General features: G+C 61.4%; 27 protein-coding genes and 1 tRNA gene. 15 read left to right on the top strand and 13 right to left on the bottom strand.

Annotated features, from left to right (window positions below; all coding sequences use genetic code 11):
- Positions 1–123: 123 nt before the first annotated feature.
- Positions 124–576, bottom strand: a complete 453-nt coding sequence (locus P9230_RS05895) for a MucR family transcriptional regulator (protein WP_278117870.1) — start codon at positions 574–576, stop codon at positions 124–126.
- A gap of 243 nt (positions 577–819) precedes the next feature.
- On the opposite strand from P9230_RS05895, the gene P9230_RS05900 reads away from it, so the two are divergent.
- From P9230_RS05900 to P9230_RS05910, 3 genes are read left to right on the top strand one after another with little or no spacing between them, the layout of a single operon-like run.
- On the top strand, positions 820–1,248 hold the full coding sequence (locus tag P9230_RS05900) for a DUF3489 domain-containing protein (RefSeq protein ID WP_278117872.1): 429 nt from the start codon (positions 820–822) through the stop codon (positions 1,246–1,248).
- Positions 1,249–1,253: 5 nt separating this feature from the next.
- On the top strand, positions 1,254–1,727 hold the full coding sequence (locus P9230_RS05905) for a DUF2924 domain-containing protein (protein ID WP_278117874.1): 474 nt from the start codon (positions 1,254–1,256) through the stop codon (positions 1,725–1,727).
- Entirely contained in the window at positions 1,724–3,418 is a 1,695-nt protein-coding gene (locus P9230_RS05910) for a recombinase family protein (RefSeq protein WP_278117875.1), read from the top strand. Before P9230_RS05905 ends, P9230_RS05910 begins: the two co-directional genes overlap by 4 nt.
- Before the next feature lie 666 nt (positions 3,419–4,084).
- Here the strand turns inward: P9230_RS05910 and P9230_RS05915 are convergent.
- A complete protein-coding gene (locus P9230_RS05915) occupies positions 4,085–4,777 on the bottom strand; it encodes a hypothetical protein (protein ID WP_156751101.1) in 693 nt (230 codons plus the stop codon).
- 390 nt (positions 4,778–5,167) lie between these two features.
- Here P9230_RS05915 and P9230_RS05920 point away from each other — a divergent pair, with 390 nt between their 5' ends.
- Both P9230_RS05920 and P9230_RS05925 read left to right on the top strand, forming a co-directional pair.
- Positions 5,168–5,539, top strand: a complete 372-nt coding sequence (locus P9230_RS05920) for a hypothetical protein (RefSeq protein WP_067326854.1) — start codon at positions 5,168–5,170, stop codon at positions 5,537–5,539.
- 75 nt (positions 5,540–5,614) lie between these two features.
- The gene (locus P9230_RS05925; protein WP_067326851.1) at positions 5,615–6,061 is read left to right on the top strand and encodes a hypothetical protein; all 447 of its coding nucleotides are present in this window, start codon (positions 5,615–5,617) and stop codon (positions 6,059–6,061) included.
- A 267-nt stretch (positions 6,062–6,328) separates the two neighbouring features.
- Here P9230_RS05925 and P9230_RS05930 read toward each other — a convergent pair whose 3' ends face one another.
- Positions 6,329–7,495, bottom strand: a complete 1,167-nt coding sequence (locus P9230_RS05930) for a (p)ppGpp synthetase (RefSeq protein ID WP_067326848.1) — start codon at positions 7,493–7,495, stop codon at positions 6,329–6,331.
- Positions 7,496–7,879: 384 nt separating this feature from the next.
- On the opposite strand from P9230_RS05930, the gene P9230_RS05935 reads away from it, so the two are divergent.
- The 3 genes from P9230_RS05935 (at position 7,880) to P9230_RS05945 (ending at position 10,451) form a co-directional block, all read left to right on the top strand.
- The gene (locus P9230_RS05935; RefSeq protein WP_278117880.1) at positions 7,880–8,167 is read left to right on the top strand and encodes a hypothetical protein; all 288 of its coding nucleotides are present in this window, start codon (positions 7,880–7,882) and stop codon (positions 8,165–8,167) included.
- A 92-nt stretch (positions 8,168–8,259) separates the two neighbouring features.
- A complete protein-coding gene (locus tag P9230_RS05940) occupies positions 8,260–8,766 on the top strand; it encodes a DUF2924 domain-containing protein (RefSeq protein ID WP_067326842.1) in 507 nt (168 codons plus the stop codon).
- A complete protein-coding gene (locus tag P9230_RS05945) occupies positions 8,763–10,451 on the top strand; it encodes a recombinase family protein (protein WP_278117883.1) in 1,689 nt (562 codons plus the stop codon). The genes P9230_RS05940 and P9230_RS05945 overlap by 4 nt, the downstream gene beginning before the upstream one ends.
- A 446-nt stretch (positions 10,452–10,897) precedes the next feature.
- Here the strand turns inward: P9230_RS05945 and P9230_RS05950 are convergent.
- Positions 10,898–10,973, bottom strand: a tRNA-Ile gene (locus tag P9230_RS05950).
- Between the two features lie 214 nt (positions 10,974–11,187).
- Between P9230_RS05950 and P9230_RS05955 the strand changes: the two genes are divergently transcribed.
- On the top strand, positions 11,188–11,898 hold the full coding sequence (locus P9230_RS05955) for an SIMPL domain-containing protein (RefSeq protein ID WP_095801601.1): 711 nt from the start codon (positions 11,188–11,190) through the stop codon (positions 11,896–11,898).
- 211 nt (positions 11,899–12,109) lie between these two features.
- Here the strand turns inward: P9230_RS05955 and P9230_RS05960 are convergent, their stop codons facing one another.
- Entirely contained in the window at positions 12,110–12,460 is a 351-nt protein-coding gene (locus P9230_RS05960; RefSeq protein ID WP_095779689.1) for a hypothetical protein, read from the bottom strand.
- A 221-nt stretch (positions 12,461–12,681) separates the two neighbouring features.
- A complete protein-coding gene (locus P9230_RS05965; RefSeq protein ID WP_127245921.1) occupies positions 12,682–13,128 on the bottom strand; it encodes a YcgN family cysteine cluster protein in 447 nt (148 codons plus the stop codon).
- A gap of 195 nt (positions 13,129–13,323) precedes the next feature.
- Here P9230_RS05965 and P9230_RS05970 point away from each other — a divergent pair, with 195 nt between their 5' ends.
- Complete coding sequence (locus P9230_RS05970; protein WP_278117886.1) at positions 13,324–15,552, top strand: OmpA family protein; 2,229 nt, start codon at positions 13,324–13,326, stop codon at positions 15,550–15,552.
- A 422-nt stretch (positions 15,553–15,974) separates the two neighbouring features.
- Here the strand turns inward: P9230_RS05970 and P9230_RS05975 are convergent, their stop codons facing one another.
- From P9230_RS05975 to P9230_RS05985, 3 genes are all read right to left on the bottom strand, one after another.
- Entirely contained in the window at positions 15,975–16,841 is an 867-nt protein-coding gene (locus P9230_RS05975) for an NAD(P)-dependent oxidoreductase (protein WP_095801603.1), read from the bottom strand.
- Positions 16,842–16,945: 104 nt separating this feature from the next.
- Entirely contained in the window at positions 16,946–17,593 is a 648-nt protein-coding gene (locus tag P9230_RS05980) for a helix-turn-helix transcriptional regulator (RefSeq protein WP_067326819.1), read from the bottom strand.
- 7 nt (positions 17,594–17,600) lie between these two features.
- Positions 17,601–18,473, bottom strand: a complete 873-nt coding sequence (locus tag P9230_RS05985; RefSeq protein ID WP_067326816.1) for a S1C family serine protease — start codon at positions 18,471–18,473, stop codon at positions 17,601–17,603.
- Positions 18,474–18,644: 171 nt separating this feature from the next.
- On the opposite strand from P9230_RS05985, the gene P9230_RS05990 reads away from it, so the two are divergent.
- Positions 18,645–19,592 carry a trypsin-like peptidase domain-containing protein gene (locus P9230_RS05990; protein WP_127245923.1) on the top strand — a complete coding sequence of 316 codons (948 nt, stop codon included), beginning with the start codon at positions 18,645–18,647 and terminating at the stop codon, positions 19,590–19,592.
- 15 nt (positions 19,593–19,607) lie between these two features.
- Here the strand turns inward: P9230_RS05990 and P9230_RS05995 are convergent, their stop codons facing one another.
- Complete coding sequence (locus P9230_RS05995; protein ID WP_067327168.1) at positions 19,608–20,033, bottom strand: VOC family protein; 426 nt, start codon at positions 20,031–20,033, stop codon at positions 19,608–19,610.
- A gap of 66 nt (positions 20,034–20,099) precedes the next feature.
- On the opposite strand from P9230_RS05995, the gene P9230_RS06000 reads away from it, so the two are divergent.
- The gene (locus P9230_RS06000) at positions 20,100–20,726 is read left to right on the top strand and encodes a TetR/AcrR family transcriptional regulator (protein WP_127241547.1); all 627 of its coding nucleotides are present in this window, start codon (positions 20,100–20,102) and stop codon (positions 20,724–20,726) included.
- Here P9230_RS06000 and P9230_RS06005 read toward each other — a convergent pair.
- The gene (locus tag P9230_RS06005; protein ID WP_067326806.1) at positions 20,668–21,615 is read right to left on the bottom strand and encodes a LysR family transcriptional regulator; all 948 of its coding nucleotides are present in this window, start codon (positions 21,613–21,615) and stop codon (positions 20,668–20,670) included. The two genes, P9230_RS06000 and P9230_RS06005, sit on opposite strands and share 59 nt — an antisense overlap.
- A gap of 110 nt (positions 21,616–21,725) precedes the next feature.
- Here P9230_RS06005 and P9230_RS06010 point away from each other — a divergent pair, with 110 nt between their 5' ends.
- The 3 genes from P9230_RS06010 to P9230_RS06020 all read left to right on the top strand — a co-directional run bounded on the left by P9230_RS06010 (position 21,726) and on the right by P9230_RS06020 (position 23,656).
- Positions 21,726–22,370, top strand: a complete 645-nt coding sequence (locus P9230_RS06010; RefSeq protein ID WP_067326803.1) for an FMN-dependent NADH-azoreductase — start codon at positions 21,726–21,728, stop codon at positions 22,368–22,370.
- Between the two features lie 84 nt (positions 22,371–22,454).
- On the top strand, positions 22,455–22,694 hold the full coding sequence (locus tag P9230_RS06015) for a hypothetical protein (RefSeq protein WP_067326800.1): 240 nt from the start codon (positions 22,455–22,457) through the stop codon (positions 22,692–22,694).
- 29 nt (positions 22,695–22,723) lie between these two features.
- Entirely contained in the window at positions 22,724–23,656 is a 933-nt protein-coding gene (locus tag P9230_RS06020) for a 3-keto-5-aminohexanoate cleavage protein (RefSeq protein ID WP_067326797.1), read from the top strand.
- Positions 23,657–23,687: 31 nt separating this feature from the next.
- Here P9230_RS06020 and P9230_RS06025 read toward each other — a convergent pair whose 3' ends face one another.
- Together P9230_RS06025 and P9230_RS06030 are read right to left on the bottom strand one after the other, a co-directional pair.
- The gene (locus tag P9230_RS06025; RefSeq protein WP_067326794.1) at positions 23,688–23,981 is read right to left on the bottom strand and encodes an HlyU family transcriptional regulator; all 294 of its coding nucleotides are present in this window, start codon (positions 23,979–23,981) and stop codon (positions 23,688–23,690) included.
- Positions 23,982–24,183: 202 nt separating this feature from the next.
- Positions 24,184–24,855: a PadR family transcriptional regulator gene (locus tag P9230_RS06030; protein WP_278117892.1), complete on the bottom strand. Its 672-nt coding sequence runs from the start codon at positions 24,853–24,855 to the stop codon at positions 24,184–24,186.
- Positions 24,856–24,932 lie beyond the last annotated feature (77 nt).

Genomic DNA, 24,932 nt, shown 5'->3' on the forward strand with positions numbered 1-24,932 from the left:
GAATACACCTAAGCTGAGATCGAGTGGCGCCCCGCGAAGGACCTGAAGAGGAGAGGAACTTGCCTAGACTAGACCAGACCGTCCGAAGGGCCCCCAAAACCGGCCTTCCTTTCAAGTCTGCCTTCACTTTGCTTTTGGCTTAGTGGAGCGCTTTTTCAGAGTGTTCGCCGGCGCCTTCCGGCCCAACCCGCTAGCCTTGGCTAGTTGCGAGCGGGCCGCAGCGTAATTCGGAGCCACCATCGGATAGTCAGGCGACAAACCCCATTTGGTGCGGTATTCGTCGGGTGTTAGACCGTAGTGCGTGCTCAGGTGGCGCTTGAGCGATTTGAACTTCTTACCGTCTTCAAGGCAGACGATGTAGTCCGGCGTCACGGACCTCTTCGGATTCACGGCGGGCATCAGTGCAGGCTTTGGCTCTTCGAACGGCTGCCCAATCTTTGACAGCGACGCGTTCACGCTATCGATCAACTCTGGCAATCCCGCCACCGGAACGGCGTTTTTGCTGACGTAGGCAGACACAATCTCTGCGGTCAGTTCGATCAGAGCAACGTGAGCGTGATCGTGTTCATCCGACATCGTGTAAAATTCCTCAGTTTTGAAACAAATCGAAGCCCAACTGCTTCTTACCTGCCATTTCGCAAATAGCTAGCCGTCAAGGCACATTCGGCTGGACTTCATTGCCCACGCAAGCATTGGTGTGGGGAACGAAGAGGCGGTATCCATCGCCACCAAAACCAAGGTCTCCCTCCAGCCCGCCAGCCGGGCTCAAGTCAGTACAGGCGCCGGATTGGCCGGCACTGGCACTGAAGGAGAACGATCATGACAACACTCGGCAACGATCAAAGCACGGAATCGGACAACGACACGCTTCAGATCCCGCCGGAGCCGCATGAGCACATCTGGGACGCGCTCGAGACCCCGCCCAAGCGGGCGAAGAAGGCAAAATCTACGAAGAAGAAAGCTCGGGAAGCTGAGGGCGCTGCCGAGCCGACACCGGCCAAGCCACCGAAGACTGCGGCCCGCAACGAGAGCAAGCAGAGCAAGTCGGAGCTGGTGCTGAAGAAACTCCGCCTGGCCAAGGGCGCCACCATCGAGATGCTGATGGAGGCCACCGGTTGGCAGGCGCACTCGGTGCGAGGCTTTTTGTCGGCGGTCGTCAAGAAGAAGCTTGGCCTCAACCTGGTCAGCGATGTCGGCAAGGACGGAGTTCGGCGATACCGGATCGATGACAGCGCCAAGGGCGCTTGAGGGTCATGCGCGCCAAGCTCGACATCGAAGCAGAGGTCGCCGCTCTGGGCGACCTCTCCCGCGAGGAACTCGCAACTCAATGGGAGAAGATCTACAGGTGCTCGCCACCAAAGGGTGTCAGGCGTGAACTTCTGATCAGGGCAGCGGCCTGGCACCTTCAGGCAAAGCGTCTCGGTGGATTTTCCACCGAGACGCGTCGCATGCTCAGGTCCGCCATAGACCGGGTCGAGAAGAAGTTCGCCGACCGCGACAGGCAACCTAGCGTTGTCGCCGACGACATCAAGGTGGCGACCGCGCCGAAGCGCAAACAAGTTTCGCCAGGCGCACGATTGGTTCGTGACTGGAACGGCAAAACCCACATCGTCGATGTGATCGACGATGGCTTCGTCTTCGAGGCCAAGGTTTATCCCTCGCTATCGTCGATCGCACGCAAGATCACCGGCGCGCATTGGTCCGGTCCAAGGTTCTTCGGCTTATGAGCAGCAACTCAACCGCTCGCCTGCGTTGTGCGGTCTACACTCGCAAATCGAGCGAGGAAGGCCTCGACCAGGAATTCAACTCGCTCGATGCCCAGCGCGAAGCCTGCGTTTCGTATGTCGCCTCGCAGGTTGGACTTGGCTGGAAGCTTGTCCCGGATCGTTATGACGATGGTGGCATCTCAGGTGGGACGATGGAGCGCCCTGCCCTGCAGCGGCTGCTCCAGGACATTCGCGATAAGAAGGTGGATGTCGTGGTCGTCTACAAGATCGACCGTCTTACCCGCTCGCTGATGGACTTCTCGAAGATCGTCGAGATTTTCGACGCTAGCGCGGTGTCGTTCGTTTCCGTCACCCAGCAGTTCAACACCACCACATCGATGGGCAGGCTGACGCTCAATGTGCTTCTGTCCTTTGCGCAGTTCGAGCGCGAGGTCACAGCCGAACGCATCCGCGACAAGATCGCGGCGTCCAAGATGAAGGGCATGTGGATGGGTGGTGTCGTGCCACTCGGCTATCGCGTGGAGCACCGCAAACTTGTCATCGACGACGCCGAGGCGAAGATCGTACGACATCTCTTCGACCGCTATCTTGTACTGAAGTCAGTGCGCGATCTTGCTGACGAGGCCGCGCAGGATGGCCTCGTCACTCGGACTCGCGAACGCCAGGATGGGACCCTTGCTGTCACGATGCCATTCGGCCGCGGCAATCTTTATCACCTGCTCTCGAACCCCATCTACATCGGCAAGATCAAGCACAAGGATCAGGTCCATGACGGCGAGCACCAGCCGATCATAACAAGCCCGGTGTTCGAAGCGGCGCAGGCACGCTTGGCGTCTCAGGCGCCGCGACGCAGGAGCACATCCAACGTTACCCAGCAGCATCTTCTCACCGGACTTTTCTTTGACGAACACGGCGAGAAGCTTCGATCGGTGCATGCCAATAAGCACGGCATCCACTACCGGTACTATGTCTCAAAACAGTTTGTTGATCAGCGGCGCGGCAGCTCGGGCGGATGGCGCCTACCCGCTGATGCAGTTGAATCAGTGGTTGAGCATCAGCTGAATCGCATTCTCAGCGATCACTGCCAAATCGCTGATTTGATTCAGCGATGGGGAGGCCCTAGCGAAATCCAAAACGCGATGCGTCGCGCGGCTGAGATCAAGGCCTCTTGGAACCCCATGACCGCTGACGCCAGGCGAGCGCTGCTGCAAAAGCTCATCCGCCGCATCACGCTTGGTCAGAAGGTGCTGACCATCGACATTGGTTGCCGGGCACTCGCCGAACATCTGCTCGGTAGAGCCTTGCCACCCGACGGTGGTGCCGAGAGCCTGTCGATAATATGCCCGTTCGACATCAAGCGACGTGGTGTCGAGATGCGCATCGTACTAGGCGATGCCTCGTCCAATAGCGCTGGACCGGACGCCGCATTGATCGACGTAGTGCAACGCTCCCAGCGGTATCTCCATCAACTTACAGATGGCTCTGGCCGAAGCCTGACAGAGATCGCTGGCTTGAATGCGACAACGGTCTCTGAGGTGAGCAGGCTGCTACCCCTGGCGTTTCTCTCACCGAAGATCATCTCCAAGATCATAGCCGGCACTCAGCCAATAGAACTGACTGCCCACAGGCTGTCGCGCCTCTCTGGCCTTCCCCTCGCCTGGTCCGATCAGGCTGCCCTGCTCGGCCTCTGATTCCGACCATCAGCCGAGCATCGCTTTTCCAAACAGTTGGCTACGGAGATAAGCCCGGAGAGACGAAGCGCCGAATTCGAGGCATTCTGGGCCTGGACGGCGGCGTCTCCGCCAAGCGTTGCCGCGAAGGCTTCGCTAACCTACGGAAATGTCGGCACTATTCTAAGACGGTCGAAAGAACGCCAAAACTGGCGGACTGAATGGTGGGGGGACAGTCACACAAACCCTCAACCAACTCAGCTTTGCAAGCCCCGGAAATGTCTATTCAATTCCGTCTCTGTTCGCCACGGCCCGCCAGAACTCCTGAATCCGTGTAGTTTCATGGCAGCGCTTGGCAGAGACGCATAGAGTCGATGCACGGTTTGGTTGGAAGTTCGCAGGTGCATCAATGCATCATATCTCTGGAAAACGTAGTAAAAACAGAGACTTAATGGTGGTCCCCAAGGGACTCGAACTGTCAACCAAATGGCAAAACTAAGCCTCGGAAATGTCGACGCTATTTCGGCTCACTTTCGGGAAAGTCGCAGACAGAGACGTTTCGGGTAAAATTTGGAAGGCGCCTGGGTGAGACACCACCGATCGTGAGGTGATGGGGGCAGCGTAAAGACCTCGCGTTGATATAGCTCACCGGTCCATGCGAGAGTACTGCGGCTCGGAAAACAGAAATCAGCTGACTAACGCGAGCGGCTTTCGCCTCTCTACAAAATCGGCCCCGGTGACCAGGACCGCGTACCCATCTCCGATAACGCCGTCCAGTAGGTCTTTGTATTCCGTGTACTGTGGCATCTCGCTAGAAACAAACCCTGCTGCAGCCACGCCGTCGTTCAACTCATCTATGGAAATGCGCTTCAGTACAATCGGGCAGGTCGCCGGCTGAAAGGACGCCGCCATGGGATTGTGCAGCGTCGAGATCACTCCTCGGCAGATACCGTCCTCTTCCGGCAGGTAGAGGTTGATCAATCGGACGCTCCCCTTGGCGATTGTGACCAGGGAGAAAAACGGCTTGCCAAACGGGACGTAAACGCGGCCACGTTGCGTATACTTTACATCGCTGCGTTGTTTTTCCTCAAAGAGGAGGCACGCTTCATTCTCATCCCATTTGATGGAAATCCCATAGACGTTCAGACGTCCGACATTGCTGAAACAGGGCCGCAAAACCAGGTAGTCGCCCTGTAGGTGCTCGACAGCTTTAAAGGTATAACTGCCCAAGTCCTCGGATGCCTGTTCGGCAAAGACATTACTTTTGGGCGCAAACTTCGTGCCGAGGATGGCCTCGATCCTATCGAGCGTCGCCTCAGAAAAATCGCCCGCAAGGGCTTTATCTATGGTCGAGACACTTAGCCCCTGGTCGTAGAGCACTTCCTTCCGGGACTTACCGATTGTGGAGGTGTTTCTTGATTACAGCCGCGACTTGGAGCCTTGCGTCCTCGTCGAACGCGTCTGTGCGTCCCCCGATTGCCATAGCAAATCCCCGAAAATTTCATTTTCCGTCAGATTTTATGATCCGATTTGCGGAAATGTCAAAACTCTTCATCGAGGCCGGCGCTTCCTTCAAACAGCCTAGGCTGCCGTGAAATTCACTGCAGAACGATCCCGATCGTTAATGTGGCGATCAGGGCGGTGGTTAATTATCTATTACACAACGAGCAGCGCCAACAACTCATGCTCGGAAGTAGAGTAACCACTGAGACGATCCTTGCTACCACAGGGATTGCTTCAGTTTAACCCTAGCAAACGTGGAGAATTGTTATGAAAACCGTCCGTATCATGATTGCCATCGCCGCAGTGACCACTAGCGTCGCAGCCACCAATGCTCATGCCGAAGGCTTTCTGGCTGGTTTGGGCCGTGACCTCGGGCTCTATGACGAGAACACTCGGCAGGCCCTTGATGGCATCCACACCGCTCTGAACAAACCGCTTGACCAGCTCAATCCCTTCGGGAACGGCGGCAATGTCCCTGTGCCTAGCCCTAGCCCGACCTGGCAGCCGCAGATGCAGCAGATGGGCAACTTCTGCATGACGCAGGCAGGGCGCTTTGGCCCGGGGCCGATGAACCCCCTGGGAAGCCCTTGCCAGGCCTTCACCCAGTGGGGTGTCCAGACGGGCTGGGTCAGCCGCTAACTATGGACCCGCAGGCGTCTACCGGATGCCTGCGGGATCACCCCGAAGATCAAGTTTCAACCGTGGAGAACTACCATGAACAAGCTCCGTTCCACCATTGCATTTGCTGCACTGATCGCCGTTGCCGGCATGTCTGACGCCCACGCTGGGGGGTTCCTTGCCGACACTTTCATCAAACCCTTCAACCCCGACTTGGCCCGCGCTGCTGATCACCTCAATGCCCAACTCGGCAATCCGGTTGACCATGCCGCGGCGGCCACGCTCGACGGCTTTGTGCCTGGCGCCGGTCAGGCGCTTGAAGGCGCATGGGCTATTCAGCGTTCCGGTGTGTTGGATGGCTTCAATGGCGGCGGCGGGCCGGCCCCCCAACAGAATTGGCAGTCGCAGCGGAATTGGCAGCCGCAGATGCAGGTCGGCAACTTCTGTATGACTGGTATCGGCCGGGCGGGCCCCGGCCCTCTTCAGCCAGTCGGCGCGTTTTGCCAAGACGTGTTTGGCAACCCCGGATACATCGTTCGGTAACCCGGCCAGATACGGTCTTTCCTTCGCCCTCCAGGCTCTCTAGCCTGGGGGGCTCCTTACTTGTCCGGAGTCTCTCGTCGCATGTCCAGGCGCTCGCTAAAGGACGAGAGGCAGGGCCTCCACGCCGCTGTTGGTAGACTCCGGACTTCAGTACCAAAGGTTGAATTCGACACCCAGCTAGGCGTCCTAACCCGCTGGTGCCACGGCTCGATGCGTCAAGGGCAGAGCATGGCAATCGAGGTCTGCCGCTGGGCGCCAGAGCGATCATCAGGCCCGGTTACGTCGACGCAATGGCTTCCTTGGAGGCGCCATCGGGTCATTCTCTTCCGCTGCAATTTGGGCTGCATTCTTTGTGCGCCAAAGATCGAAGCTCTCGCGAGCGACATTGGTGAGCATACTTGTGAACGCGGCTGGGTTGGCAGCGTAAAGGGCATGACGCATCTCAGTGAATGCGTTGAACTTTCCACCTTTGGCCTCATCTACGAACTCCGCCGCCTTATAGCGCCGCACCAGCCCAATAGTAGTGCGAAGATAGTAGTTGAATTTCCCGCGGCTGATTTCTGGCTCTCGTCTCGTTACTTCGGCCGTGAAGCCATCAATCTTGTTGGGCTCAAACTCAACGTCAGGAAAGAAGTGATGCGCGATGCGCAGGAGCCTAAAAGCATTTAGCGGCGCGAACTGGCCGCGCTCAATTTCGGCTTCATCCACGGGGCGTTTTCGCGCCTGTTCGTCGGCCTGGTCGGTATCTGAGGAGTCGGAATCGGTTTCCGCTTCCGCCTTCGCGATCTCGACAAGGGTTGAGTCGCGGACTTGCCGAAACTCTCGGTCAGCGAGTTCGAAAAGTGCCGCCAATGTGTTGATACGCCGCTTGAGCGCCGGCGGGATCGACTTCTTGTACTTTATCTTGTGGTCGAGAGTGCTCCAAGAATCCTGTATAATTGTCCGGATTTGCAACTCAAAACGATAAGGAGCGAACAAAGTATACTCAGGCATGTCGGCGCGAGCACCATCGAGCTTTAGGTCTAGATGAAGGCCCTTGTAGCCGAAGGCGTTCTCCGTGCCTTCAATCTCTGCGGTCTTGTCGGTGATGTCGATGACCTCGAAATGCTTGCGGATCAGCGAACCGATGGGGTCGATCTCGTCCTCATACAGACAAACGAGTCGAAGCCCGATCAAGTCTGTGATGTGATCTTGAATCGTATAGGGCGTCTTGCTCTCCTCCAGCCCACTTTGATATTTTCGCGTGAACTTCTTGATCGACTCTTCACGATCCTTGATGCGGCCAACAGCGGCGGCAGCGCCGAATCCTGCATGGGCTAGTAGCGATCGCAAAAGCGTGAGAAACGCATCCTTCGCTTGATCGAAGCGGACCGAGTTGTCGTTATAGTATGTTCGAAATGCTTCTTTCTCTGTTTCAAAGTCCAACGACGGCATACAATTCCCCTTCGCAATGCTTGTCCTGTGACAGTCGCTTTTCTAACGCGGCCTAAAGCGCAATTGACAGCGGTGGTCATATAATTAGAAGACCGGCAGGCAATCAATTGACAACGCGCCGTAGACTGAGGGTTGCGCACTTCTACGCAGCGCAACAATTCCGAGACCTTATGTTCCTAGCCGTCTGCCCCCACGCGCTACAGAACCGTTCGCAAACAGCGACTTTCCGCTGGACTTCACCGCCAAAGGAAGCATTGGTTGGGTAAGCACCGCCGAGGAACTCGGTGCTGCAAGAGCCTAGGTGAGTCTCGAGCCCGCAAGCGGCGGGCTTCAGTCAGTGCAAGCGCCGGGATGATCCGGGCGCCGAACTGACGAAGATTCAAGATGGCAATCCTCAATTACATCAAAGCCAAAGCTGACAACGTCGAACTGCGAGCCACGGCACCCAACTTCTATCAGGACCTCTCGACCCCCTCGCTGCGCGAGAAGTCCGATGCAACCGTCTCGGTGACCGTTGAGAAAGGCAAGGGCACTTCGCCCTTAGCGCAGGCCGGGATTAACAGCTTCCGAAGGACCCAGAGGTCCACCAACAGCGTCACTGCCAAGTCGTTGATCGATGCTACTGGATGGCGGGGCGCAATCGGTGTCGGCCTTCCTCTCGAGGGCCGTTAGGAAAGTCTTGGCCGCGAACTGCTCGGTGAAACTGGCAAGGATGGCCAACGGCGCTACCGCATTGTCGAAGTAGATATGGCTGAGCAGTCTCGATGCGCAAGCGACTGGATATCAACACCGAGATCGCTGCAATCCGCGATTTGGCGCGAGACCAACTGGTGGCAGCTTGGATAAAGACCTACGGCTGCCCGCCGCCCAAAGGTGTCAAGCGCGAGTTGCTGGAGCGGTCTGCCGCCTGGCATCTCCAGGCGAGACGGCTGGGCGGCCTGCCGGCGAGCACTAGAAAAGCCCTCGGGTCGATCGATGTGCGTCCGACTGGCATAAATTCGCTCCCTGCAGCGAATGCCGCGTCCCCGAGAAGCAATGGCGCAGCATCCACCGAGGCTGCGCCATCTAACCCAGTCGTGGCGAAGAAGCCGGGACCGATTCCGCCCAAGGTCGGGTCTCGTCTGATGCGAGAGTGGAACGGTCGAATGCATATTGTTGAAGTTGTCCACGGTGGCTTCGTGCTCGATGGCAAGACGTTCCGATCGCTGACGGCCGTTGCTCGCCGCATCACCGGCACGCATTGGTCTGGCCCGAGGTTTTTTGGCCTATGACAACATCCCCTCGCCTCAACTGTGCAATCTACACTCGCAAATCCACCGAGGAGGGCCTGGAACAGGAATTCAATTCGCTTGATGCCCAACGCGACGCCTGTGCCGCATTCATTGTCTCACAGGCAGGGTTAGGCTGGAGGCTAATGCCGGACCATTACGACGATGGAGGCATTTCCGGTGGCACGATGGAGCGCCCTGCCCTCCGGCGCCTCCTGCAGGAAATCCAGAACCGGAAGATTGATGTGGTGGTCGTCTATAAGATCGATCGCCTCACCCGATCGCTGATGGATTTCTCAAAGATCGTGGAGATCTTTGATGCCAATTCCGTCTCCTTCGTCTCGGTCACCCAACAGTTCAACACCACCACGTCGATGGGCAGGCTTACACTCAATGTGCTCCTATCCTTCGCCCAGTTCGAGCGAGAGGTCACCGCTGAACGCATCCGCGACAAGATCGCCGCCTCGAAAAAGAAGGGCATGTGGATGGGCGGCATCGTGCCACTCGGCTATCGCGCTGAGAACCGCAAGCTCGTGGTTGACGCAGCCGAAGCAAAGATCGTCCAGCATCTGTTCGCTCGCTATCTTGTCTTGAAGTCAGTTCGTGAACTTGTCAGCGAGGCCAGGCGTGACGGCCTTTCAGCACGGTCTCGCCAACAAAAGGACGGTTCTGTTGTCGTCACGTCACCGTTCGGCCGCGGCAACCTTTACCACCTTCTTTCGAACCCGATCTACATCGGCAAAATTAGGCACAAGAAGCACATCTACGACGGCGAGCACGAAGCGATCCTCACGGTTGCCTTGTTCGACGAGACCCAGCAGCTTCTCAACTCCCAGGCACCCAGGCGGCGAAGTCAGTCGAACGTCACCCAAGCTCATTTGCTAACCGGCCTGCTCTTCGATGAAGCCGACAAGAAGCTGCGATCCGTTCATGCCAAGAGACGAGACGTTCGCTATCGGTACTACGTCTCAAAGCAGTTCGTTGATCAGCGGCGAAATGGATCAGACGGTTGGCGCCTTCCCGCCCAGACAGCCGAATCGATTGTTGAGCATCGTCTGAATCGGATTCTCAGTGATCATGCCCAACTGTCTGATTGGATTCGGCGATGGGCGGATTCCGGCGAAATCCAATCCGCGCTTGCTCGAGCTGGTGAGGTGCGATCATCTTGGGCGTCGGGAGACGTTTACGCGAAGCGAGCGCTGCTCCAAAAAATCGTTCGCCGGATCACGCTCAGGCCGGGATCATTGACCATCGAGCTCGATGTCCGGTCAGTCTCGGAACTGTTGCTGGCCAGGGTCCTCCCCACTGATGGTGGCGCCGAAACGACGTTACTCGAATGTCCGTTTGGGATGAGGCGTCGCGGTGTCGAAACGCGGCTTGTGCTTACCGATGGATCTAGCCCCATCCGAGAACCGGATGCGGCTCTTGTCAGCCTTCTTCGCCGCGCTCATTTGTATCTTGACCAGCTCACGGATGGCGCCAAGCGCAGCCTCACCGACGTTGCCTTACTGAATGGCACCGATGCATCCGAGGTGAGCCGCCTCCTACCCCTCGCCTTCCTTGCTCCCAAAATCGCGTCCGGCATCGTCGCTGGCGACCAGCCTGTCGAACTGACCGCGCATCGGCTTCCTCGCCTACCGGAACTCCCGATTGCCTGGACCGACCAAGCGACACTCCTCGGTTTCTGAACCAACGGCCGGGCATCTCTCTGATGAGCCGACCATCACTTCCCAAAACGCTTGGCTACGGAATTCCCCCGTCAGAGACGACGGCCAAAAATTCCGGCATTTTGGGCGCTCACTGGCGCGTCTCAGCCAACCGTTACAAATGCGCGGCGCTGACAAAATGGAAATGTCGGAACTATCGTGAAACAGCTGAAAAACCCTCGAAATAGGGTGCAGGGGATGGTGCTCCGAATGACCCGATGCGGCCGACTGCAAGCAAAAACTAAGGCGCGGAAATGTCGACGCTATTCAGGCTGATTTCCAGGGAAGTGTCGGACATGGCAGTTTCGGGCAAAAATGGCGGCCATTTGGACAGCGGCGATTCACGCCGCATCGAGGTGCATCCTAGCGATCGTTTGGTGATGCGCGGAGCCAAAATATATGCTAAGTACTTGATATTAAAGGGTTTTTGGTGGGCCCGGAGGGACTCGAACCCCCAACCAAGCGGTTATGAGCCGCCGGCTCTAACCATTGAGCTACAGGCCCCACGCGGGCTGGCTTAGTGTTTTTCGCCGCCCGGCACAAGGCTTTCGAAAGCGCTGGCGGCAAATGCCAAAATCAGCTCATATTCGCTCCGTACAGCGGTGTGCGCGCCCATCAGGCGCGTGAACTGGTCCGGACTGCCCGCAACGCCGGGAATCGATGCCTTTTTCGAGTCTGGGCAGAGGTGATACCGGATCGCAGATTTCGAGGAGTTTTCATGACCAAATATCTTTTGCCTGTCGCGCTCGCTGCCGCGATCGCGTTTCCGGCGCTGGCAAGCGCCGCCGACACCCAGCCGCCTCCGCGAATTGTCGTCTCGGGCGAAGGCGAAGCGACTGTCGCGCCGGACATGGCGATCCTGACGCTCAGCGTCATGCGTGAGGCAAAGACCGCGCGCGCCGCGCTTGATGCCAACAATGATGCCATGGCGGCCGTGATCGCGGCGATGAAATCGGCCGGAATTGCCGATCGCGACCTGCAGACAGCCGGCATCCAGATCAATCCGCGCTACAATTACACCAACAAGGCGGACGGCAGCCAGGAAGCCGAACTCGTTGCCTACCAGGTGACGAACACACTGTCGGTGCGCGTGCGCGACGTCGACAAGACCGGCGACATCCTCGACAAGGCGGTGTCGCTCGGGGTCAACCAGGGCGGCGGCATCGCCTTCACCAATGATGATCCGAAGGCCACCATCACCGAGGCGCGCAAGAAGGCGGTTGCCGACGCGCTCGCCAAGGCCAAGACGCTCGCCGCGGCCGCCGGCGTCAACCTTGGCAAGGTGATCGAGATCACCGACCAGAACGTCGCGCCGGCGCCGATGCCGTTGAACGCCAAGGCTTTCGATGCCGCCCGCGCCGCCGTGCCGGTGCAGGCCGGCGAGAATTCCTACACCGTCCAGGTGACCGTCACGTTCGAGCTGAAATAGCTTGCCCGCCGCTTTGGTAATCCGACAAAAACAAAACCCCGGAGGACCGATCCTCCGGGGTTTATCTGAGCCACGCTTCAGCACTGGCCGAAGGGGCTCCACTACTCACAGGTGACGTCGGCGAGAGTCATCCTGCTCCCGACCTCGCAGAAGGTCAGCTGGTCCTGCAGAGGATCATGCCCAACCTGTCCTCGCAGGCTCCAGAAAAGCCTCAGCGATAGATGATCGGGCAGCCACGCTCGTTGGCGAAGACCACCACCACGCGGTCGCCATACTGACGGCCGGCCACCTTCACCGTTCGCCGGCTGATGTCGACGATGCGGACGCGGTGCAGGCCCATACGCTCGGCCTTGTCGAGCGCGCGGTCCGGCGAACAGCCGCGGCGGCGCCAGTCGCGATCGCGGCGGTAATAGCCATCATCGCCGGTGTAGACGCCGAAGCGCGGATCGTGATTGTTGCCGAAGCCGAGATAGAGGCTGTCCGCATGCGCCGCCGGGATGGCGCCGAGCGTGCCAAGCCCGACAAGGGCCGAAAGGGCTGCCGTCTTGATCTGGTTGAACATTGTCTCTCTCCTTGTTGTGGGCCTCTCGCCCTTGAACGGATGATTGGCGAACCAATGATTACAAAATGCCTTTTTGTGTCTGAACTTTGTGCGAACCGGCCGTTCATGTCCGGTTCATGTGGAAGAAAGGCAAAACCCCTCACCCGAATGCACTTCCAAATCTGACGCGGGGAACGCGTCACCGCGGCCCCAGTTCCCTCAAGTTTCAAGATGCGAACCCGTCAGGGTTCGTCATCAAGCACATAATCAAAATAGTCGTCCGGCTCGGCGAGATCCGTTTCCTTGGCCTTCACCCGGCCGCGGATCGAAATCCCGGCCTCATGCACGGTCTCGGCGCTTCCCGAAACCAGCTTGTGCCACCAATAGAGGTCGTTTCCCTCGGCGATGAGCCGGTAGGCGCATGTCTTGGGCAGCCAGGTGATGGTGCGCACATTCTGCGGTGTGAGGCCGACGCAATCGGGCACGCGCGCCAACCGGTTGGCATAATCCGAGCACAGGCATTTTTCGGCGTCGAACAGCCGGCAGCCGACGCTCGTCCAATAGATTTCGCCGGTATCCTCGTCCTCGAGCTTGGACAGGCAGCATTTGCCGCAGCCGTCACAGAGTGATTCCCATTCGGCCGGCGTCATGGCCTCGAGAGTCTTGGTTTTCCAAAATGGCGCATTCATGCGGCTGGATTTGGCCCTCCGGGACCTGTCGGTCAAGCACTGCTGTCACAGTGACCCAGTATCAACATTAGAAAAACACGAAATTGCCTTCAAAAGGCCGGCCGGGCATCCTTGGCTGACAACAATGCCCGGCGGAACCAATTGATGCTGTTGAAAGTTTGGGCAGCGATGGGACCCCAGTAGGAGAAAATCGATATGAAACGCCAACCACGGATTCTGGCAGGTACGGCAATCGGCCTGCTAATGGCATCCGCGCCGTTGGGCGCGTATCCGCTGCAGGCCGATCTCGGCCCTTCGCGGGGGACGCCGTTTATCCTAGCGCAGTCGAACTGCGCCGAAGGCCAATCGGCTGAGGAATGTGCGCAAGGCCAGCAGGGGCAAGCCGAGCAGCCGAGGAAAAAGAAGCGCGAGCAGCAGACGGAGTCGGCGCCGGCCGAACAGTCCGCCGAGCCAGAGCAGAAGCCGCGCCGGAAGCGGCAGGACCAGCAGCAGTCCGGCCAGGCGGAAGAGGCGGCCCCGGCGGAGCAGCAGCTCAAACCGCGCAAGAAACGCGATCAACAGCAGCAGATCGAGGCAGCCCCTGCCGATCAGGGCGGACAGGCTGCGACCGACGAGCAGCAACCGCGCAAGAACAAGCGCCAGCAGCAGACCGAAACCGCTCCGGCCGAGCAGCCGGCCGAACAGGCCGCGCCGGCGAGCGACGAACAGCAGCCGCGCAGGAAGAAGCGCCAGCAGCAGCAAACCGAAACGGCCCCGGCAGAGCAGCCCGCCGAACAGGCGGCGCCGGCGAGCGACGAACAGCAGCCGCGCAGGAAGAAGCGCCAGCAGCAGCAAACCGAGACTGCACCGGCCGAGCAGCCTGCCGAACAGGCGGCGCCCGCCAACGACAACACGCCGCAAGACAAGCTGCGCAGGAAGAAGCGGGATCAGCAGCAAACCGAGACCGCCCCGGCCGAGCAGGCGCCGAAGACCGAAGCCCCTGCCGGCGAGGCACAGCAGGCCGAGCCACAGCAAAACAATCAGCAAGCAGCACCGGCCGAAGGCGAACAGCCTCTGGACAAGACCAAGAAGCGCAGACAGACGGTCGGCGAGCAGCCCGGCACCGGTCAGGCGGTGACGGGAGATCAACCTTCGACCAAGCAGCCCTCCAGCGAAGGCCAGGCAACCACCCAGCCCGCTACCGGTGAGCAGCCGGCTGAAGGCGGCGCGAACGCCGGCGCTGCCGCACAGGGCGAGACCCCTGCCAACGCGAACGAGGCTCCCATCCTCGACAGCCAGAAGGATGTCGTTCGCAAGCGCAAGGGCCGCCAGCCGGCCGGCCAGAACGAGAATGGCCAGGCCGGTGTCGAGCAAGGCGGCAACCAGGCTGGACAGCAGGGCGGCAATCAGGCCGAACAGCAGCAGCGGCCTGCCGCGGTCGATCAGGGGCCGCCGCCCACCGACGACAAGGCGGCCCAGCAGGCGATCAAGCCTGAGAAGCTTGTTCCGGTCACCGAGGAAAAGGGCAAGCGGATCGAGCTTACGCCCGAGCAGGTGGTCCGCGAGCGCCGCCGGCCCCAGGGCGCGGATGTGGTGAAGCAGTTCGGCGACCGCGTGATCCTCCAGTTCAACAACCAGACTTTCGTGGAAAGCAACGAGGCTCCTCGCATTACCCGTGGCGCCAGGGATGTCTATTACGAGGATCTGCCGCGCGGCCGCACCCGCGAGACCGTCGAGCGCGAGAATGGCGTCAAGATCGTCACCATCCGCAACCGCAATGGCGACATTGTCCAGCGTTCGCGCATCACGCCTGACGGGCGCGAATATGTCCTGAGCTATGTCGACGAGCGCTATTACCAGGATGTCGACGACTGGCGCGATCCAGGCGACGACCTGCCGCCGATGCGTCTCGACATATCGCGTCGGGACTACATCCTGGATTCGGAAGAAGTCGAGGATCCGGACGAGTATTACACCTTCCTCGAGCAGCCGCCGGTAGAGAGGGTCCAGCGTCTCTACTCGATCGACGAGGTCAAGCGCTCGGCCCGCGTGCGCGACATCGCCCGTCGTATCGACCTCGACACGCTCAACTTCGATTTCGGCTCGGCGACTCTTTCCGACACCGAAGTGCAGAAGCTCGAAGGCGTGGCCACCGCCATGGACAAACTTCTCAAGAAGAACCCGGCCGAGACCTTCCTGATCGAGGGCCACACCGACGCCGTCGGTACGCCTGACGCGAACCTCGCACTGTCGGATCGGCGTGCCGAGGCGGTCGCCGAAGCGTTGACCAACGCTTTTGGCGTCCCGGCCGAGAACCTCACGACACAGGGCTATGGCGAGGAATATCTCAAGGTGAATACGTCTAGCCCGAACCGCGAGAACCGTCGTGTCGCCATCCGCCGCATCACCTCGCTGGTGGCGCCTGTGGCGAGCAACGAGCAATGACTTGAAGATCCTGAGCCGATTTTCGGAATCGGCGCGACAAGATTGGGCCCGTCCGGATCCGGACGGGCCCTTTCTCTTGGAATTCAAGAAGAATTGTCCCGCTCATCCCGCCGTGCTCATTGAATCGCCGCATTGCGGCACCCAGATTCCAGTCAGGGCGTTCCCTGCCCTGTCCCGACTCCAGCGGGACACATGAGCCCCGCCGGCGCCCCTCTCCGGCGGGGCTTTATCTTGAAAATAAGTCCACCTGCCCGAGATACGGCCGAACCCCACAGAGCAATTCCAGGAGAGTGCGCAGCGGTTTTCGGAATTGCGTAGATCAGGGCGAAACCGCCCCGGAACATCTCAGGACGCGTCTCGAACTCGCGTCGAATCCATCGAAAGGCAGGAAGGGCGCCGCGGAATGAGGCGGCCGCGGGCTGTCAGTAGATCCTTCTGACCTTCGTCGGCGAGTTGGCGAACACTTCGTCCGGCACGAAAAAATCGCCGGCAAGCTGATCCGCCGCGCCTGGCGCATAGACCGAAAAGTCCGTGACGCCCTCGGCCCGCAGCACCTCTTCGTCGATGTAGAAATTGCCGGTCGCCTCGCGCGCCGGCCGCAGGAAGATCGCGCACGCGGCATCGGCCATGATGTCGGGCGAGCGGCTCATCGCAGCCACCGTGGCGCCACCCAGGAGATTGCGCACGGCGGCCGTGTCGATGGTCGAGATCGGCCATAGCGAATTGACGGCGATGCCGTCTTTGGCGAACTCGGCGCTCATGCCGAGCGTGCACATCGACATGCCGAACTTGGCCATCGTGTAGGCGACGTGGTTCTTGAACCACTTGGCCTTCATGTCGAGCGGCGGCGCCAGATTCAGGATGTGAGGATTGTTTGCCAACTTCAGGTGTGGAATGCACATTTTGGACACCAGGAACGTGCCGCGCGTGTTGATCTGGTGCATCAGATCGTAGCGCCTCATGTCGGTCTCCAGCGTGCCGGTAAGCTGGATGGCGCTGGCATTGTTGACGCAGATGTCGATGCCGCCGAACCGCTCGACGGTTTTTGCCACCGCCTCGCCGACCTGAGCCTCGTCGCGGATGTCGCAAAGCACCGGCAGCGCCTTGCCGCCGGCCTGCTCGATTTCTTCGGCCGCGCTGTAGATCGTGCCCGGCAGCTTCGGATGCGGCTCGGCGGTTTTGGCTGCAATCGTTACATTGGCGCCGTCGCGCGCCGCGCGCAGCGCGATCGCCAACCCAATCCCGCGCGATCCGCCCGAGATGAATAGCGTCTTTCCCTTGAGCGACATGTCTCGGCTCCCTCTGCAACAGTGAGGCAACTTGCGCTGCGGGCAGCCGTGGCGCAAGGCCCAACGCACCGGTCGGAGGTTACGCAGCGTCGTGCTGAAAGGGTCTAGACCAGCACCAGCCCTTGCCGCATCGCGATGGCGATCGCATCGGTGCGGTTGGCGGCGCCGAGCTTGATCAGGATCGCGGCGACGTGGAATTTCGCCGTGTGGACGGAGATGTTGAGCCGCCGGGCGATTACCTTGTTGGGCGCGCCTTCCGCCAGCAGCGCGAGCACTTCAGCTTCGCGCGGCGACAACGCCGCGCGGGGCTGGTTGTCGTCGGGCGTCTCGTCCTCGGACACCCCCGCGTGGAACTCGCCATGTGCACCAAGATCGGACGGTCCTGCCCGGCCGATGCGATAGCCGGACGCCGCCAAGCGCAAGGCGGCGGCAATCAGCAGGCCGTCGGCGGAGGCCGGCAGCGTCGCAAACACATTGCCGCCCGGCCTTTCATGGCCGGCGCGACGCGACAGCAGCACACATGGCGTTGCCGGGCTCACGGCCCGGCTTTCCGAAGCAGCCTCATCGACCAAGGCGACATCCGCCGTTTGACCCATGCCGCTCCCGGCGAGGATCGGCAGCAGGTCCTCGCTCGCCGCAAGCGCATCGACCAGTTGCTCGGCGCGGGCCGCGTCGCCGAGCGCGATCAGCACCGTCAGCCGGGTGCTTGCCGGCTCCGGTCGAGCAATCGTTTGTATCGCGCTGCTTGCCATCGGCCTCTCAGCTCAACGGCTTTTCGCCGATGGTGATCGAAACATCGCGCTCAGCGCCGCCGCTCAAGATACCGAGCGTCACGGTGGTGCCGGCGCTGTCCGGCCCGAGCTTGCGGATCAGCTCGCGCGGCCCATGCACGGCCTCGCCATTCCAGGTGACGATGATGTCGCCGACATGCAGGCCGGCGGCTTTCGCCGGGCCGCTGTCGTCGAGGCTCATCACCATGGCGCCGTGGGTGTCGCTGTTGCGGATCGGGTGCAGCCCGGCACCGAGATAGCCGCGCGCGACATGTCCCTTCTCGCGCAGCGTCGCAACCGCCCGCTCGATCGTCTCGTAAGGCATGACCAGCGCCCGCCGGCGCGGCCCGAACAAGAGCATGCCGATCAGGCCGCCCTTGGCATCGAGCACCGGACCGCCCTCGAAGCGGCCGCCGGCGTTGATGGCCAGATTGATGCGCCGTTCGATCGCGCCGCCGCGCATCGAGCGCCAGGCGGGCCCGACCTCGCCGACCGTGCCAAAGACCGCAAGTGCTGCCCCTTCGCTATTGCCGACGGCGATCGCCACGTTGCCGGGGCGCACGGCAGCGGCCTCAGCCAGTTGCGGCAGACCGGCGGCGGAAGCCGGCTTCAGCAGGGCAACGCCCGTCGAAGGATCTCGGCCGGCAAGCTCGGCCTTCACAGTTTCGCCCGAGGCCAGCGTCAGTTCGATCTCCTCTCCGGCTTCGACCGCTTCCTCCGCGGTAACAAAGAAGCCGTCGCGCCAGTGGAAGGCGCTCGCGGTGCGGTGGTGATGCGTAGCGAAGCTTGCCAGCGCCGGCGCGGCGGCCGCCGCGACATCGGCAACGGCATCGGAAAAGGCACTAAGGTTGAAGTTGCTCATATCGATGATCTCCTGGGTTCTGTGACCCAGATATCGCTCCATGGCCCCGCCGCGAATACTCGCCTGACGGCTAGTCGAGTGCCTGACTGGCCATGTGGTCAGGTCGCGGCAATTGCTGCCGCTCCGCACATATAGGCATCGTTTGCGCCAGATCACACGGGAGCCCCACCCATGGCCTTCGCCGTCGAAAAACTCCAATCCGATGACGCCTTGCTCGACGCCTACTCGGCGACGGTCGCTGACGCCGTCGATCGAATCGGACCGGCCGTGTGCCGCATCGAGCGCATTGGTGCCGGCGGCCATGGCTCGGGCTTCGTGATCGCTCAGGACGGGCTGGTCGTCACCAATTTCCACGTCGTCAACGACGCCCGCGACGTTCGCGTCACGATGCCGGATGGCGCTTCGCGCGAGGGGCGCGTGCTTGGCCGCGATCCCGACACCGACATTGCGCTGGTTCGCGCCGACGGCAGCTTCGCCGACATCGCCCCGCTCGGCGATTCCAAGCGCCTCAGGCGCGGCCAGATCGCGATCGCCATCGGCAATCCGCTCGGCTTCGAATGGACCGTCACCGCCGGCGTCGTCTCGGCGCTCGGCCGCTCAATGCGCGCCTCGACCGGCAGGCTGATCGACGACGTCATTCAGACGGACGCCGCGCTCAACCCCGGCAATTCCGGCGGACCGCTGGTGTCGTCGGCTGGCGAAGTCGTCGGTGTCAACACCGCCATGATCCACGGCGCGCAAGGCATTGCCTTCGCGGTCGCCTCCAACACCGCCAATTTCGTCATTTCCGAGATCATCCGCTTCGGCCGCGTGCGCCGCGCCTTCATCGGCGTCTCTGCCGATACGACCAACCTGCCGCGCCGTGCCGCACTTCTCTCGCAGGTCACGACCAACACGGCCGTGCGCCTGCGCAGTGTCGAGAAGAACGGCCCCGCCGCGAGGGCTGGCCTGAAGGAAGGCGACATCATCGCCGCTCTCGACGGCCGACCGGTCACCGGCGTCGATGATCTCGTGCGCATGCTCGACGCCGACCGCATCGGTCGCGAGACGCTCTGCACCGTCGTGCGCCGCACCGGCGTCAGCCAGGTCGCCGTGACGCCGGTGGCGCGGACGAACTGAGACCCGCTGTCCGGCCTAGCTCCCGGCCGCACCTTTGGCGTATTGCGCCAGGAATTCTTCGCTCGGCGCAATAGGCTTGATCACGTCGATCAGCACGCCGTTGGGGTCCTTGGTGATGAAATGGCGCTGGCCGAAGGGCTCGTCGCGCAAGGTGCGCAGGATCGGCAGGCCTGCGGCCACGATGCGCTCATAGACGGCGTCGGGATCGCGGACCTCGAAATTGATCAGCAGGCCGGACGTGCGTCCCCGGCCCTCCTCAGGGATCGTCTCATGGTCCCCGTCGACGATGCCGAGATTGACGCGGCGATCCTCGGCCGACTGCAGATGGACGTACCAGTCGGTGTCGAACAGCGCCTTGAAGCGGAAATGCTCGACATAAAAGGCCGCCGTGGCGGCGACGTCGCCGGTCATCAGCACCGGATAATAGCTGGTCGTCTTCATCTTTCTTTCTCCTGCCATCCAACATACAGTCTGTATGTAAGTGCAATTAACATACAGGCTGTATGTATGCAACCAGAGTCTGGACGCCGCTCCAACCGCGACCGCACCGAGGCAACGCGCGCCGATCTGATCCGCGCGGCGCGAAAATTGTTCACGGAAAAATCCTATGCGGAGACGGGCACGCCGGAGATCGTGGCCGCCGCCGGCGTGACGCGTGGGGCGCTCTATCATCATTTTGCCGACAAGCAGGCGTTGCTCGCCGCGGTCGTCGAACAGGAGGCAGCGACCGTCGCAGCGGAGATCGACCGCGCCTCGCCCGCCTCGCTCTCGGCCCGCGATGCCTTGATCTCCGGCTCCGACGCCTATCTCGCCGCGATGCGCGCGCCCGGCCGCACGCGGCTTTTGCTGCTCGATGGGCCGGCCGTGCTTGGCCGCGCGGCGATGGACGAGATCGACAACCGCCACGGCAACCGCTCGCTGCGCGAAGGCCTGATCGCAGCCATGCGCGCGCGCTCGATGGTCAAGCTGCCGGCCGAGGCGCTGACCGCGGTGCTGGCCGCCGCCTTCGATCGCGCGGCTTTGGCCATCGAGGCCGGCGCATCGGCCGAGGAGTATCGCGCCGTGCTGATGGCGCTCATGGACGGCTTGTCTCCGGCTCCTCCTCCGTCCAAACGCCCGGCTCCAGCTCGTTGAAGCAGCCGAGCTGCCGCTTGAACTCGTCGATGAGCCACGACGCCGCCGGCTTGGGGCTCCGGTCGTTGCGGTGCATCGCGTACATCGGCGCACGCACCTCGCGATAAGGCTCGAGATCGAGCTCGACCAGCCGCCCGCTGGCGATGTCGTCGGCAATCAGCCAGCGCGGCAAGCCTCCCCAGCCGAGACCCTCACGCATCAGGGCATGCTTGGTGCGCACGTCCGTCAGCCGCCAGGTGCGATAGGCAAACACTCCATAGTCGCGGCCCCGCGTCCGCTCCGACTGGTCGGAGACGACAAGCTGGATGTGGTCGCGCAGATCTTCGATCGCAATTGGCTTCGGCAGTTTCGCCAGCGGATGGTCGGGTGCGGCAGCCGGCACCAGCGAGATGAAGCCGATGCGCAGCAGATTGACGTCCGCATCGCCTTGCAGGCCGCCAAAGCCGAGGTCCGACTGGCCGTTGACGACCTGATCGACGATCAGGCCGAGCGAACCGATATAGAGGCGCAGCATCACCGCCGGGAACTGAGCCTCGAAGGCCTTGAGCACCCGCACGAGCGCCGGCGAAGGCAGCGCCACGTCGACGGACAGGTTTACTTCCGCCTCCAGCCCTTGCCTGTAGCCGTCGGCGCGCGAGCGGATGCGCTGCAGCACGCCGATCATGCGCCGCGCGTCCTCCAGCATGGCCTTGCCGACATCGGTCAGTTGCGGCTCGCGCAGGCCTTCGCGCTCGAACAGCTTCAGGCCCAGTTGCGCTTCGAGATTGGCGATGCCGTAGCTCACCACCGATTGCGCCCTGTTTAGCTTGCGCCCCGCGGCTGAGAAGCTGCCGGTGTCGGCCACCGCCACCAGGATCTGCAATTGGTCGAGCGTCGGATTTGGCTGCATGAGCAATCCATATTCTCGATGGGTACCATGCAAATTATACCAGTTTTCCGGATAGAGCCGCAACCCCATATGGCTCGGGCAAGTTCAATCCAACCAAAGGGGACACCGCCATGTCCATACTGCTTGTTACCTCCAGCCCGCGCGGCGCCGCCTCGCACTCGACCCGCGTCGCCACTGATCTTGCTCAGAAGCTGGCCGCCGCCGATCCGTCCAACACACTTGTCGTGCGCGACTTGGTCGCCGATCCGCTGCCGCATATCGATCCCGACTACGCCACCGGCATCTATACCCCCGCCGAGGCGCGCAGCCCGCGTCAGGCCGAGGTGGTCGGCGTGTCCGACGCGGTGCTCGACGAGCTGTTCGCGGCCGACACGATTATCCTCGCCACCGGTTTCATCAACTTCAACATTTCCTCGACGTTGAAGTCGTGGATCGACCACGTCGCACGCTCGGGCAGGACTTTTGCTTATGGTGAGAATGGCCCGAAGGGCCTGGTCGCCGGCAAGAAGGTCTATATCGTTCTTGCTTCGGGCGGCATCTATTCCGAGGGTGCCGCGGTGCAGATGGATCACGCCATCCCCTACCTGCGCGGCGTGCTTGCCTTCCTGGGCATGACGGACGTCGAAGTGATCCGCGTCGAAGGCGTCGGCATGGGCGCCGACGCGGTCACCGCCGCGCTTGCCAAGGCCACCGCCAAGGTGGATGCGATCGCGGCCGCGGCTGCTAACGCGGACGGGATCGCCGTGGCCGCGTAATCATTGCCCTGAGAACGGAAAAACCCTGAGAATGAAAAGGCGGGCGCCGATCGGCGCCTGCCTTTTTTGCATGTTCGTCGAGCCGTGCCGATCTGGAACGACTGTTTCTTCCCGCTGGTGCTGATCACCTCCGGCAATTTGAGGAAACTGCCGCCGGGGCTGACGGTGTTCGTCGGCGAAATTCACCGCCGACTAGCTGTTCACCGGGCTGACACTGGCGGCGCTGCCGATTACCCTGTTCTATATCGTGCCGTCGAGCGGTTCATTGCCGGCATCGCCCAAGCGGTCGAACAGGACGCGGTCGAACAGGGCGCGTTCGGATAGCGAAGAGATCAGGATCAGGGCATCAAAAAGTGGCAAGCCAGAACAAGATCATCATCACCTGCGCGGTCACAGGCTCGATCCACACGCCGTCAATGTCGCCGCACTTGCCGGTGACGGCCGAGGAGATCGCGACCGCCGCTATCGAGGCGGCCGAGGCGGGTGCCGCGATCGTCCACCTTCATGCCCGCAATCCGGTCGACGGACGCCCCGACCAGTCGACCGAGGCGTTCGCCCCTTTCCTGCAGGTCATCAAGCAGCGCTCCAACTGCGTCGTCAACATCACCACCGGTGGTGCGGCGACGATGAGCGTGGAGGAACGCGTCAGGCCCGCGAAAGTCTTCGCGCCCGAGGTCGCCTCGCTCAACATGGGCTCGATGAACTTCGCGCTGTTTCCGATGCTGGAGCGCTTCAAGACGTTCGAGCATGAGTGGGAGCGGCCCTATCTCGAATCGTCGCGCGACCGGATCTTCCGCAACACTTTCGGCGATATCGAGCACATATTGCGCACCTGCGCCGACAACGGCACGCGCTTCGAGATCGAGTGCTACGACATCGGCCATCTCTATACCCTGGCGCATTTCGTCGAGCGCGGGCTGGTGAAGGCACCGTTCTTCGTCCAGAGCGTGTTCGGCATCCTCGGCGGAATCGGCACGCATCCGGAGGACGTCGCCCATATGAAGCGCACGGCCGATCGGCTGTTCGGCAACGAATATCACTGGTCGGTGCTGGGCGCCGGCCGCCACCAACTGCCGATCGCCACGCAGGCGATCGCGCTGGGCGGCAATGTGCGGGTTGGCCTGGAGGACTCGTTATGGATCGGCAAGGGCAAGCTTGCCCGCTCGAGCGCCGAACAAGTAACGAAGGTCCGCCAGATCATCGAGGGCCTCGGCGCCTCGATCGCCACGCCCGACGAGGCGCGGCAGATCCTGCAGCTGAAGGGCGGCGACAAAGTCGCGTTCTGATCCCGGCAAAAAAAGAACCCTGCGGCAACGGCTATCCAAACATCCGCTCGCCCTGCTCGTCGACGAGCTGGATGCCCTTCTTGATCGAGATGTCGACCGCATCGTCCAGCCCGGCGAAACGGTCGGCGCGGATGAAGCGGTGCTCCTTCATCACGCCGTCCACTTCCTTGGAGACGACGCCGCAGGTCTGGTACTGGCCGTCCGCCTTGTAGGGCGTGGCGCTGATCAGGAAGCCCTTGTGCTCGACCTGCTTTGCCGGCTTCGCGGCTCCGGTGTCCGTCGCCTCACCACCGCCGCCGCCGAAAAGACGTTTCAGAAAAGACATAGCGCATCCTCCAACGGCAAATCGTCCTGCATCACATAGCGTGCCGCAGGACGATTTTCACTACAGCATGAACCCGAAAACTGTGCAGCGGTTTTCGGGAAGATCATGCTCACACAAAGATAAACGGGGATGACTTTTGGAAGTCATCCCGCTTTGACGGTCATCGGTCGAGCCAGCAATAGCCCGTTCAGTGCCGGGCGACTCAGCGACGTGAGAGGGCCTCGAGCGCTGCGGCGGCGTCTTCCAGAATGCTGATCGCCTCGGCCTGCTTGTCCTCCGGCGCATCGACGATATCGCTGAGCGCGGCGCGTAGGCGGTGGCGCAGTGCGCGGAACCGGTCGCGCTTTTCGTGACGGCCGCGCCGGCCGACGTCCTCGCCCTCGTCGTTCCAGCCAAACCAGTCGCGCGCCTTGGCCATCTTGCGGCCGAACCGCTCGAGATGGTCGAGCACGTGATCGATCATCTCGCGATTTTGCTCGAGATGCGCCCTGCCCGCCTCGGTGATCGAGAACACCTTCTTGTTGCCTTCGCTTAACGAGACGGCATAGCCGGCCTCTTCGAGAAAGGTCAGCGTCGGATAGACCACGCCCGGGCTCGGGCTGTAGATGCCGCTGGTGCGTTCCTCCAGCGCCTTGATGATGTCGTAGCCGTGCCGCGGCGCCTCGGCCAGAAGCGACAGCGTGATCAGCTTGAGATCGCCGTCGGCCAACATGCGGCCGGCGCGGAACATGTCGCCCGGACCGCCGCGGCCGCCGCCGCGCATGGCCTGGCCGAAGGGACCAAAGCCGCCGCCGCGACCACCGAAACGACCGGCCATGTGCATGAATATGCGCTGACCGAAATGGTTGTGCCCGAAGGGATTATGCTTGTGCATGGATCGCTCCTTGAGTTCTATCTTACGATATATCTTAGCTAGGTGGCGGGTGGAGTCAAGATATATCTTACGATGCA

The sequence above is a fragment of the Mesorhizobium sp. WSM4887 genome (genome assembly GCF_029625865.1).
Taxonomy (GTDB): Bacteria; Pseudomonadota; Alphaproteobacteria; order Rhizobiales; family Rhizobiaceae; genus Mesorhizobium.

Coding starts and splice junctions, on each gene's coding strand:
- P9230_RS05895 (WP_278117870.1), bottom strand. CDS start 576: ATGTCGGATGAACACGATCACGCTCACGTTGCTCTGATCGAACTGACC.
- P9230_RS05900 (WP_278117872.1), top strand. CDS start 820: ATGACAACACTCGGCAACGATCAAAGCACGGAATCGGACAACGACACG.
- P9230_RS05905 (WP_278117874.1), top strand. CDS start 1,254: ATGCGCGCCAAGCTCGACATCGAAGCAGAGGTCGCCGCTCTGGGCGAC.
- P9230_RS05910 (WP_278117875.1), top strand. CDS start 1,724: ATGAGCAGCAACTCAACCGCTCGCCTGCGTTGTGCGGTCTACACTCGC.
- P9230_RS05920 (WP_067326854.1), top strand. CDS start 5,168: ATGAAAACCGTCCGTATCATGATTGCCATCGCCGCAGTGACCACTAGC.
- P9230_RS05925 (WP_067326851.1), top strand. CDS start 5,615: ATGAACAAGCTCCGTTCCACCATTGCATTTGCTGCACTGATCGCCGTT.
- P9230_RS05930 (WP_067326848.1), bottom strand. CDS start 7,495: ATGCCGTCGTTGGACTTTGAAACAGAGAAAGAAGCATTTCGAACATAC.
- P9230_RS05935 (WP_278117880.1), top strand. CDS start 7,880: ATGGCAATCCTCAATTACATCAAAGCCAAAGCTGACAACGTCGAACTG.
- P9230_RS05940 (WP_067326842.1), top strand. CDS start 8,260: ATGCGCAAGCGACTGGATATCAACACCGAGATCGCTGCAATCCGCGAT.
- P9230_RS05945 (WP_278117883.1), top strand. CDS start 8,763: ATGACAACATCCCCTCGCCTCAACTGTGCAATCTACACTCGCAAATCC.
- P9230_RS05955 (WP_095801601.1), top strand. CDS start 11,188: ATGACCAAATATCTTTTGCCTGTCGCGCTCGCTGCCGCGATCGCGTTT.
- P9230_RS05960 (WP_095779689.1), bottom strand. CDS start 12,460: ATGTTCAACCAGATCAAGACGGCAGCCCTTTCGGCCCTTGTCGGGCTT.
- P9230_RS05965 (WP_127245921.1), bottom strand. CDS start 13,128: ATGAATGCGCCATTTTGGAAAACCAAGACTCTCGAGGCCATGACGCCG.
- P9230_RS05970 (WP_278117886.1), top strand. CDS start 13,324: ATGAAACGCCAACCACGGATTCTGGCAGGTACGGCAATCGGCCTGCTA.
- P9230_RS05975 (WP_095801603.1), bottom strand. CDS start 16,841: ATGTCGCTCAAGGGAAAGACGCTATTCATCTCGGGCGGATCGCGCGGG.
- P9230_RS05980 (WP_067326819.1), bottom strand. CDS start 17,593: ATGGCAAGCAGCGCGATACAAACGATTGCTCGACCGGAGCCGGCAAGC.
- P9230_RS05985 (WP_067326816.1), bottom strand. CDS start 18,473: ATGAGCAACTTCAACCTTAGTGCCTTTTCCGATGCCGTTGCCGATGTC.
- P9230_RS05990 (WP_127245923.1), top strand. CDS start 18,645: ATGGCCTTCGCCGTCGAAAAACTCCAATCCGATGACGCCTTGCTCGAC.
- P9230_RS05995 (WP_067327168.1), bottom strand. CDS start 20,033: ATGAAGACGACCAGCTATTATCCGGTGCTGATGACCGGCGACGTCGCC.
- P9230_RS06000 (WP_127241547.1), top strand. CDS start 20,100: ATGCAACCAGAGTCTGGACGCCGCTCCAACCGCGACCGCACCGAGGCA.
- P9230_RS06005 (WP_067326806.1), bottom strand. CDS start 21,615: ATGCAGCCAAATCCGACGCTCGACCAATTGCAGATCCTGGTGGCGGTG.
- P9230_RS06010 (WP_067326803.1), top strand. CDS start 21,726: ATGTCCATACTGCTTGTTACCTCCAGCCCGCGCGGCGCCGCCTCGCAC.
- P9230_RS06025 (WP_067326794.1), bottom strand. CDS start 23,981: ATGTCTTTTCTGAAACGTCTTTTCGGCGGCGGCGGTGGTGAGGCGACG.
- P9230_RS06030 (WP_278117892.1), bottom strand. CDS start 24,855: ATGCACAAGCATAATCCCTTCGGGCACAACCATTTCGGTCAGCGCATA.